Origin of the sequence: Protofrankia sp. Cj3 (assembly GCF_917627355.1) — a bacterium.
In the GTDB taxonomy this organism is placed as follows: Bacteria; Actinomycetota; Actinomycetes; order Frankiales; family Frankiaceae; genus Protofrankia.
Genome location: NZ_CAKJTR010000015.1, coordinates 40,225 through 47,404 on the forward strand (window position 1 = coordinate 40,225; position 7,180 = coordinate 47,404).

A 7,180-nucleotide genomic window follows, 5' to 3' on the forward strand; every position below is an offset into this window, starting at 1 on the left:
GGATCAGTCCCGGTGTCGATGCCCATCTCGATCAGGCTGCGGACGGCTCGCGGCGTGAGCCCGTCACCGCAGACCTTTTCCCGCGGGAAACTCGTCTTCTCCAGGAGGACGACATCAAGCCCGGTACGGGCCAGGTGATACGCGGCCGCCGATCCGCCTGGTCCGGCGCCGACAACGATGACATCGGCATGCTCGGCCTGGACCGCTGTCATGATCACGCACCGCTCCGGATCGCCGGGGTGTTCCCACTCGCCACACTTCCGCCGCTCGTGAACGTTTTCACGAGCGCAACGGCGAGTCTAGGCCCTGCGCCCGCGGTTGGCACAGGCGCCGGGATCGCGAACCTGCCCCGCGTCGTGCGGACCAGCGGGCGAGGGCCGGGAACCCGATGGCTGGATCAGCGTAGCCGGACGGTCAGATGGGGATGATGTGCCAGCTCACAGGCAGGACAGAGGCAGGACAGAGGCAGGCCAGGACCTATCGTCAGTGGTCGCGGGCGCCAGCGCCGGGCGGGCGGACGGCGCGATGTAACGCCACGATGCCGCCGGTGAGATTGCGCCAGCCAACCCCCGTCCAGCCGGCTCCGGCGATACGGGTGGCCAGCGCCGGCTGGTCCGGCCAGGCGCGGATCGACTCAGCCAGGTAGACGTAGGAACCCGGGCTGCTGCTGACCGCGCGGGCGAGCCCGGGCAGCGCCCGCATCAGGTACTCCAGGTAGACCGTGCGCCACGGCGCCCAGGTGGGCCGGCTGAACTCGCAGACCACCAGGCGCCCGCCCGGCCGGGTCACCCGCGCCAGCTCCGCGAGGCAGGCATCCACATCGACGACATTGCGCAGGCCGAACGAGATCGTCACCCGGTCGAAGGACGCGTCCGGGAACGGCAGCGCGAGCCCGTCCCCGGCGACCAGCGTGACAGCGCCGCCGCCGGCGCCGACGGCCGTGCCGGGCCGGCGCTGGAGGCGTTGGCGGCCGACCCGCAACATGCCCAGGGAGAAATCACAGGCCACGACCATGGCTCCGCGGGAGGCGAAGGCCTGGGCGGACGTGGCGGTGCCAGCCGCGAGGTCCAGCACCCGCAGTCCCGGGCGCAGGTCGAGCGCGTCGGCGGTCGCCATGCGCCAGCCGCTGTCCCGGCCCGCGGACAACACCGTGTTGGTGATGTCGTAACGGCGCGCGACACCGTCGAACATCGCCGCGACCTCGTCCGGCCGCTTCTCCAGCCCAGGCCGACCGGCCGCTGTGCCCGCTCTCGGACGAGGGCTCATCGCGACACCGTCCCGGCGCCGGTCCCACCGGCCGTCCCGGCGCCGGACGCAGCCGGGCGGCCAGCCGTGGCTATGCCCGCGGCCAGCTGATCAGCTTCAGCCACCGTAGCCAGCGCGGCCTGGACCGCCTCCCAGTCGGTGACGGCACCGATCGCCGCCAGCCGTTCCCGCGTCGCCGGGTCGCACAGCGCCCCGGCGACCCCTGCCTCGTAAAGGTCACGGGCGCGGGCGCCCAACGCGGCGGCGACCGCGTGCTCTCGGCCGAGGCTGGTGGCGAACATGGCCGGGTCATCGGTCGCCAGCGAGCAGCGGACACCGGCGGCCAGGAGCGTGGGCAGGGGATGCGCGGCAAGTTCGGCCACCGACCGCGTCCGCAGGTTGGACACCGGGCAGACGTCTAGGACGATGCCCCGGCCAGCGAGCTCGGCCATGAGACCAGGATCGTCCACCGCTCGGATGCCGTGGCGGATGCGGCGGGCGCCCAGGGCCTCGACAGCGCCTCTGACCGATTCCGGCCCGCTGGTCTCACCCGCGTGTGGGACAGCCGCGAGCCCACCGTCGGCGGCGATGGCGAACGCCCGCGCATACGGCTCGGGCGGATGGCCGGCCTCCGGCCCGCCAAGGCCCAGCCCGACGATCCCCCGGTCACGGAACCGGACCGCCTGGCGCGCTATCTCGCAGGCCGCATCCGGCGGCAGGATGCGGTCGACGTCCGGGGTCAGACGCATGTCCACGCCGAACCGTTCACGGGCCTCGGCCACGCCGTCGGCGTAGCCGTTGAAGATCTCCTCCCAGGAGATCCCGCGCTGGACCCGGAACCATGGCGAGAAGATCCCCTCGATGTACACCGCGCCGTGCGCGGAAGCCTCGGCCGCATAGTCGACGACGACCTGGCGGAAGTCCTCGGCGGTGCGCATCACGTGCGTGGTGAGGATCCAGATCTCGATAAAATGATCGAAGTCCCGGAACCGGTAGAGCTCGGTGAGCTCCTCAACCGTGGTTGCCGGCAGCGGCTCGCCGTTGCGCCGCGCCATCTCCAACAAGGTCGCCGGGCGGACGGTGCCCTCCAGGTGGACGTGCAATTCGATCTTCGGTCCGGTAGGCACGGTCACCCGGCCAGGCTAGCCTGAGTTCCCGTACGCGCAGATGGCTTCTTCCTGAAGCTGCGTGCGCACGAGAGTGCCGCGCTCCGAGCGCACTGCGGGACCCGCGGCCGGGAGCCGGCCGGGGTCCCGTCCGATCACGCCGTCAGCCAGCTCGGTGAAGCGCTACCGGCTGTGCGGGTCGATGGTCGTGTTCAGGGGATCTGGATGATGATCGCTGGCGGCATCGGGGTAGGGCCCCCAGGCGTGGCGGCTGGCGGTGGCTGGCTTGCGGCCGAGCTTGCCGCTGCGGATCTGGGTGGCGAGGCTGTCGAGGATCACCCGGCTGGACAGCAGCGCGGTCTGTTCGGCCCAGTCATAGGGCGGGGAGCACTCGACGACCTCGATGCCCGCCAGCCCGGGTTCGGAGATCATCCGGACGAGGCTGAGGGCCTCGCGGGGCAGCAGACCGCCCGGTTCGGGCCAGCCGGTGCCGGGGACGAAACCGGCGTCGATCACGTCGATGTCGAAGGACAGGTACACCGCGGTGGCGTCCTTCCACGCCGTCTCCAAGGCGACTTCGGCGATCTTCTCGACACCGACCCGTTCCACGTCGCCGACGGTGATGACGGTCGTGCCGCGTTCGCGGCCGACCTTGACACCGGCCCGGGGCGCCTGCCAGCCTCCGATACCGATCTGGACCAGGTTCGTGGCCGGCGCATTGCGGATGTTGGTCGCGTGGAACCACGGCGTGGTGTGCATCCGCTCGTCGAGGTCGCTCTCCTGGGTGTCGACGTGCCGGTCGAAGTGGATGATCCCGATGTTGCCGTCCAGATACGGTGCCATCCCGCGGATGGTCGGGAAACCGATCGAGTGATCCCCGCCCAGGACGACCGGCACCACGCCCCGCCGCACGACGTGGGCCATCGCCTGGCTGATCTGGTCGAAGGACTTCTCCAGGTTCCCGGGAATGGTGAACACGTCCCCGATGTCGACCAGATTGAGCTGTTCGCGCAGGTCGACGCCGAGTTCATAGGAGTAGGTGCCGAACAGGTTGGTCGAGCGCCGGATACCCTGCGGGCCGAAGCGCGTGCCTGGCCGGTAGGTCGTCCCGGCGTCCAGTGGGACCCCGAAGATCGCTACCTCGGCGTCGCCGACATCGTGCACATCCTCGATATAAGGGCATTTCAGGAAGGTGCCCCGTTCGCCCGCGAAGTGCGGTGCCTCCCCGCGGGCGAAGGTCGGGATCGTACGATCGGTGATCGTCGGCGCGCCCGCCAGGCCATGGGCGAGCCGGCGTTGGACCTCCTCCTCGGCCCGCCGGGTCGGCAGTTGTGCCTCAGCCCGTTGCGCCCAGCTTCCTTCAGCGTTGACCCGACTACTGTCAGATGTCGACATGCTGTCCTTCCCGGAAGGCACATCCGCCCGCTCACCGGCGACGCCTTCCCGGTGATGGCCAGACGCGACGTCACCCCATGAACGGGGTCAAGCCTGACAGACAATCCACAGGTCGTCGATTCGCCGATCGCCCCTCCGGCTTCGACCGCTACGTCGAGGTGCGTGCCCTGGCCCCGCGACGCCGCGTCCCCTGTTGCCGGTCGTTCTTAAGGTTGGATCGACAGCGAGTGCCGGAAGAAGTTCGACGGATCCCACTTCCGCTTGGCCCGTTGGAGCCTGGCGTAGTTGCCCTTGTAGTAAAGCGTTTGCCAGGGCACTCCCGAAGTGTTGAACGTCGGGTCGGCCATGTCCGCGTCGGCGTAGTTGATGTAACATCCATCAGCTTGTCCGTCAAGTTCCGGGGCACCGCCGGTAGCGGCAAAAAAATCCGCGTACAGGCCGCGGAGCCAGGCAAGGTTGACCGCGTCCTGGCCCGGGTCGTCCCAAAGGTTCTGGAACAGCATCTTGAAGGCGGAGCTGCGTTGAGCGCTGGCGGTGGCGTCCGGCGCGACATCGTTGATCCGTCCCCCGTACGAGAAAAGGAACACCATCGCCCGGGGGTTGGTATAAGCCGGATCGGTCAGGCGGGTGTACAGCGCCGCCACCTGCTGGTCGGTGAAGTTCCTCCGGATCAGGGCGGACTTGTGGGCGGCCCGCAGCGTTGGGTCGTTAACCGTGACGTTGCTGGTTCCGATCAAGCGGGTCGCCCGCATCCAGGGCAGCCGCCGGGCGGTCGCGAACTGCGGCATCGCCGGCTGCGGGTACAGCTGGACGCCCACACCGTCGTTGAGCGCGGCCACATAGTCCGTCAGGAGCTGATCGGCGTTCGATACGGTGGCGTCCACCTGGGTGATCACGCCGATGCCGCCAGCCGCTCTGACGCCCACGTTGATGATGCTTGACAAGTAATGGTATGGCGAGTCCGGCGAGCTGTTGGCCTCGTGCCAAGCTCCGTAATTCTTCATCAGCCGGCTGAATTTCGCCTGGTCGAGATCGGCCCAGCGGATGGCGACGGCGTTGAACAGCACCTCCGACGGAGGCGACATCAGCTGGGCCGCGGGCGAAGACCCGGTGGCGTCCGGAGAACGGAACCAGTACTTGGTGACCAGGCCGAAGTTGCCACCGCCACCGCCGGTATGAGCCCACCACAGCTCCCGGTTCGGATCGGTGGGCTCCCGGGTCGCCCGCACGATCCGGACCCGCCCGCCGGCGTCCACAGTCACCACCTCGACGGCATAGAGGTGGTCGACCACCAGTCGATGCTGCCGGGACAGCAGGCCATATCCCCCGCCCGCGACATGGCCGCCCGCGCCGACGCTGTAGCAGACCCCAGCGGGAAGGGCGACTCCCCAGCCCTTGTACAGCTTCTCGTAGATATTGATCAGACGAGCGCCAGGCTGAATGGCAAACGCACCCAGCTCTGGGTCGTAGTCCACGGAGTTCAGATCGGAGAAATCCAGGATGACCTGGACGTCGGGATTGCAGGCAAGGTCCGTGAAACAGTGACCGCCGCTACGCACCGAGACCCGTTTTCCGGCCGTGGCTGCCGCGCGTAACGCGGAGACCGCATCCTCCGTGGAATGGATCATTCGAACATATTCGGGTCTGGCCACAAAACGCTGGTTGTTCCCGGTCGTCAGCAACGCATAACGCGGATCGGCCGGTCCGATCGTCGGGCCGGTGGCTGGGTCCACATGGGCGGCAGCGGGGGCGGCCCCCGCAAGCACAGCGGCGCCACCGGCTCCTGCGGTACCGCTCAGCAGGACTCGTCTGTTGATTCGATGGCCTGGCGATTTCACGATCAATACCCTCTCGATCATCGGGTGGTGGAGGAGCGCGCGCAAGAGCGCCCGGCAACAGAGGCATGGATCAAGAAACACGCCTAGGGCGTGTCTGATGGATCTTCGATCGTGCGGATCAATGCCCAGAAGGCATCCTGCGGCGTTGTCGTCGGTCCGGATAGAACACCGCTATCCGGGCCTCCTCCGCCTTACAGGCCACTTTCTGGATCATCGCCCACATCGACCAACATCCATCAGACACGCCCTAGAAGCGGCGCACGCACCAGGGACGCGCGCCGCTGTATCCGTGTGGTGGATCAGGCTGATCCGTTGCCGAGGCCGGAGCCACCGCTGACGTCGAGAATCTGCCCGGTGATCCATCGGGCTTCCTCCGAGGCCACGAACGCCACCAGGCCGACCACGTCATCAGGCGTGGCGATGCGGCCGAACGCCGCGTAGCGCTCGACCCTGGCCCGCATCTCGGGGATGGCCAGCCACGGGTTGAAGTCGGTCTCGACGATGCCGGGCGCGACCGCGTTCACCGTGATGCCGCGGGGAGCGAGCGCCTCGGCCAGCGTCAGGGTCAACGTGTTGATCGCGCCCTTGGACGCGGAGTAGGCGGCCACGAGGGGCATCGCGATCCGGGCGGTGGCGCTGGACAGGTTGATGATCCGCCCGCTGTCGCGCAGCCGGCCGAGGCCCTGCTGGATGATAAAAAACGGAGCCTTGACATTGACGGCGAAAAGCCGGTCGAAATCGATTTCCTGCACCTGATCAATCGGTGCCGTCAGGCCGACACCGGCATTGTTGACCAGAATGTCGAGCCCGTCGGCGTACTTGTCGAACTCGGCCCACAACGCAACCGCGTCGTCCGGCACGCCCAGCTCCGTCCGAAAGCTGAATGCCTCGCCCCCCGCCTTCTCGATCGCCGTCACGACGTCCTTCGCGGCTGTCCCGTTGTTGGCGTAGTGCACGCCCACCCGCGCTCCGTCAGCGGCGAGCCGTTCGGCGACAGCACGTCCGATGCCTCTGCTCGCACCGGTGACCAGGGCGGTTTTTCCCGACAATATGCCCATACTCGGCACTGTCCTTTCGCTGTGCGTGTCGATGTCAGTTGATTGCGACTGGCAAGTGCTCATGGCCGCGCTGGACGACCTGGACGCGGAAGGTCGCGTCCCCAGCCAGCGACAGGTCCGGGAAACTTCGCAGCAGAAGCGGAAGCACGACCTCGGCCGACATGTGGGCAAGCGCCGCGCCCAGACAGTAGTGGCCGCCCGCGCTGAAGGTCAGTGCCTGGTTGTCAGGCCGGGCTGGATCAAACATGAGAGGGTTGTCGAATCTGCGAGGATCCCGGTTACCCGCGGCGATGAGCAGCGTGACCGGGGAGTGTGCTGTCACGCGGGCCCCGAAGAAGTCCAGGTCCTCCGCAGCGACCCGGTTCAGGACCTGGACAGCCGGGTCAAACCGCAGCGTCTCCTTGACGAAACTCTCCACGAATTCTGGATTTTCGCGCAGCCGCGCGGCGTGGGCGGGTTGTTCGAGCGCCAGCCTCACCGTGTTGCTCAGTAAATCCTGGGGCGCTTCGGTGGCGGCGACAAGCAGCAGCATAAGATT

General features: G+C 67.9%; 7 protein-coding genes. All 7 read right to left on the reverse strand.

The window, feature by feature from the left end; all coding sequences use genetic code 11:
• Nucleotides 1-212 (reverse strand): FAD-dependent oxidoreductase (locus MJ783_RS03645; protein WP_239308494.1); only part of this gene is annotated, 212 nt, incomplete at its 3' end.
• A 271-nt stretch (nt 213-483) separates the two neighbouring features.
• Entirely contained in the window at nt 484-1,266 is a 783-nt protein-coding gene (locus MJ783_RS03650) for a demethylmenaquinone methyltransferase (protein ID WP_239308481.1), read from the reverse strand.
• Nucleotides 1,263-2,372, reverse strand: a complete 1,110-nt coding sequence (add, locus tag MJ783_RS03655; protein WP_239308495.1) for an adenosine deaminase — start codon at nt 2,370-2,372, stop codon at nt 1,263-1,265. The genes MJ783_RS03650 and add overlap by 4 nt, the downstream gene beginning before the upstream one ends.
• 162 nt (nt 2,373-2,534) lie before the next feature.
• Nucleotides 2,535-3,746 carry an agmatinase family protein gene (locus MJ783_RS03660; RefSeq protein WP_239308482.1) on the reverse strand — a complete coding sequence of 404 codons (1,212 nt, stop codon included), beginning with the start codon at nt 3,744-3,746 and terminating at the stop codon, nt 2,535-2,537.
• A gap of 206 nt (nt 3,747-3,952) precedes the next feature.
• Entirely contained in the window at nt 3,953-5,584 is a 1,632-nt protein-coding gene (locus MJ783_RS03665; protein WP_239308483.1) for an FAD-dependent oxidoreductase, read from the reverse strand.
• A gap of 299 nt (nt 5,585-5,883) precedes the next feature.
• Entirely contained in the window at nt 5,884-6,642 is a 759-nt protein-coding gene (locus MJ783_RS03670; RefSeq protein ID WP_239308484.1) for an SDR family oxidoreductase, read from the reverse strand.
• A gap of 34 nt (nt 6,643-6,676) precedes the next feature.
• Nucleotides 6,677-7,180 (reverse strand): cytochrome P450 (locus MJ783_RS03675; protein WP_239308485.1); only part of this gene is annotated, 504 nt, incomplete at its 5' end.